The 301-nt window shown below is 55.8% G+C and carries 1 pseudogene; it reads right to left on the bottom strand.

The features are described from left to right. Nucleotides 1-301, bottom strand: a pseudogene (locus VI01_RS25790) (IS4 family transposase); the annotation flags it as partial.

The raw sequence follows: 301 nt of genomic DNA, 5'->3' as shown, positions 1-301 counted from the left end.
GTAACGCATCGCATCCGTCATCGATGTCAGGAACCGCCACGTCCGGCCTTTTATTTCCCGGCTTATCATCCTCATCTCTGTGTGCGCCGCCAGATGCGGCCATTTCTTCCGTGACTGAGCAGAGGTTTTTACCCGGATAAGTATGTCTCCCTTCCCCAGACGACGGATCTCTTCGTACTGCAGGTCTTTACGTGCCGCTATCATCCAGTGACGGTTTTCGCCGGCCTCATGCCAGGCGCTAAGCAGACCGAATGACGTGTAGCCCTTATCGAAGAGAGTCAGGCTGTTGTCGCACGCGCGT

The sequence above is a fragment of the Pantoea sp. SM3 genome (assembly GCF_000963995.1).
Classification (GTDB): domain Bacteria; phylum Pseudomonadota; class Gammaproteobacteria; order Enterobacterales; family Enterobacteriaceae; genus Pantoea; species Pantoea rwandensis_B.
The sequence above is the reverse complement of the archived record's forward strand: the minus strand, read 5'-3'. Positions and strand labels throughout refer to the sequence as shown.